2 protein-coding genes and 1 tRNA gene are annotated in these 1,809 nt (G+C 42.3%); 2 read left to right on the forward strand and 1 reads right to left on the reverse strand.

The genetic code is table 11. The annotated features are described in order from the left end of the window. Positions 1 to 143: 143 nt before the first annotated feature. Positions 144 to 1,385 (forward strand): MFS transporter, encoded by a 1,242-nt coding sequence (locus tag IQ31_RS27210; RefSeq protein WP_145331507.1) that lies wholly within the window; start codon positions 144 to 146, stop codon positions 1,383 to 1,385. Between the two features lie 62 nt (positions 1,386 to 1,447). Then, on the forward strand, positions 1,448 to 1,669 hold the full coding sequence (locus IQ31_RS27215; protein ID WP_075990963.1) for a (4Fe-4S)-binding protein: 222 nt from the start codon (positions 1,448 to 1,450) through the stop codon (positions 1,667 to 1,669). Positions 1,670 to 1,732: 63 nt separating this feature from the next. Here the strand turns inward: IQ31_RS27215 and IQ31_RS27220 are convergent. Then, positions 1,733 to 1,809, reverse strand: a tRNA-Asp gene (locus IQ31_RS27220).

Here is a 1,809-nt window from a genome sequence, read left to right on the forward strand (position 1 = left end):
GGTAAGGTAAGGTAAGGTAAGGTAAGGTAAGGTAAGGTAAGGTAAGGTAGAATCTTGCGCGATAATTTTGCAAACATATTACAAAGAATGTTCGCGCACTTCTGTATTTTTAGGCCAGTTTGAACCGAGGCTATCTGAACAGTATGGAAATAAATAAACTTGATAACGCGCCCTTTACGGCATATCAAAAACTTGTGGTGTTTTTATTGGCCATGACGCAATTTACGGTTGTGCTTGATTTTATGGTGATGTCACCGATGGGGGATATCCTGATGAAAGCCATAGATCTCAAACCGGCTCAATTTGGTATTGCGGTTTCGGCCTATGCCTTTAGTGCCGGTGCTTCGGGGCTGCTGACCGCGGGCTTTGCCGATCGTTTTGATCGGAAGAAACTGCTGTTATTTTTCTATTCTGGCTTTATTATCGGAACCTTCTGCTGCAGTTTTGCCAACGATTACTGGACTTTGGTTGCTGCACGAATCGTCACCGGGCTGTTTGGCGGCGTTATCGGCTCGATTTCTATGGCTATTATCACCGATATCTTTACGCTCCAACAGCGCGGACGTGTGATGGGCTTTGTGCAGATGGGCTTCGGTGCAAGTCAGGTCCTGGGGATTCCCATAGGATTATATATTGCAAATAATTGGGGTTGGCATAGTGCCTTCTTGTGGATTGCAGTGATGGCTTTGATTATTGTCGTTATTATAGCGGTCAAACTCATTCCTATTACGGCGCATATAGGTCTTCAGAAACATCAATCTGCGTTAAAGCATCTTTGGTTGACTTTTTCACAGCGAGAATACCGCGTCGGCTTTATGGCAACAGCTTTGCTCTCAATTGGAGGTTATATGATGATGCCTTTTGGAAGTGCTTTTGCAGTCAATAATCTAAAGGTAAGCCACGAACAGCTGCCGATGTTGTTTATGATTTCAGGTATTGCATCCTTGATTATTATGCCTATTGTAGGAAAATTGAGTGACCGTTACGATAAGTTTAAGATTTTTGCTTTCGCTTCCCTTTGGCTTATGATTGTCGTATTTATCTACACGAACCTAGGTGTTACGCCATTTTATATCGTTGTTATCTTAAACATTTTAATGATGGCCGGCATTTTAAGTCGGATGACGCCATCTTCGGCTTTGATCACTGCTGTTCCCGAGATGAAAGATCGGGGCGCATTTATGAGTATCAGTTCTTCGTTGCAACAGCTGGCAGGTGGTGTTGCTGCTTCATTAGCAGGTGTAATCATTGTCCAAGAAACAAAAGAAAGCCCCTTGGAAAATTACCCGACATTGGGGATGATTGTTATTCTACTTTCCATTGTCGGTATTTTTATGATCTATCGGGTAAGTAGTATGATCAAAAAACGGCGCGCTGTTTCTTAAAACAAAATTGCCTTTATCGTTATTAGTTCTTAAAATATGAATTGTTAAAGAGAGATGGAATTATGGAAAAAATAGTTAGATATCCACATCCAAATGGAGAGATAACCGTCCTTTGGATACCGGAACGCTGTGTACATGCTGCAGTTTGTGTAAAGAGTCTGCCGAATGTGTATCATCCGAAAGATAAGCCCTGGGTTACGGCCCAAAATGCGAGTACGGCCGAATTGATTGAACAGATCAAGCACTGTCCTTCGGGAGCTCTTCAGTACGAAATAAAAAAATAATAGCTGTTGTATTGTTAAGGCAAAAAAAAAGCATCATTTATAATTAAATGATGCTTTTTTTGTTGGCGGTCTGGACGGGACTCGAACCCGCGACCCCATGCGTGACAGGCATGTATTCTAACCAGCTGAACTACCAGACC

It is taken from the genome of Sphingobacterium siyangense (assembly GCF_007830445.1).
Lineage (GTDB): Bacteria > Bacteroidota > Bacteroidia > Sphingobacteriales > Sphingobacteriaceae > Sphingobacterium > Sphingobacterium siyangense.

Coding starts and splice junctions, on each gene's coding strand:
- IQ31_RS27210 (WP_145331507.1), top strand. CDS start 144: ATGGAAATAAATAAACTTGATAACGCGCCCTTTACGGCATATCAAAAA.
- IQ31_RS27215 (WP_075990963.1), top strand. CDS start 1,448: ATGGAAAAAATAGTTAGATATCCACATCCAAATGGAGAGATAACCGTC.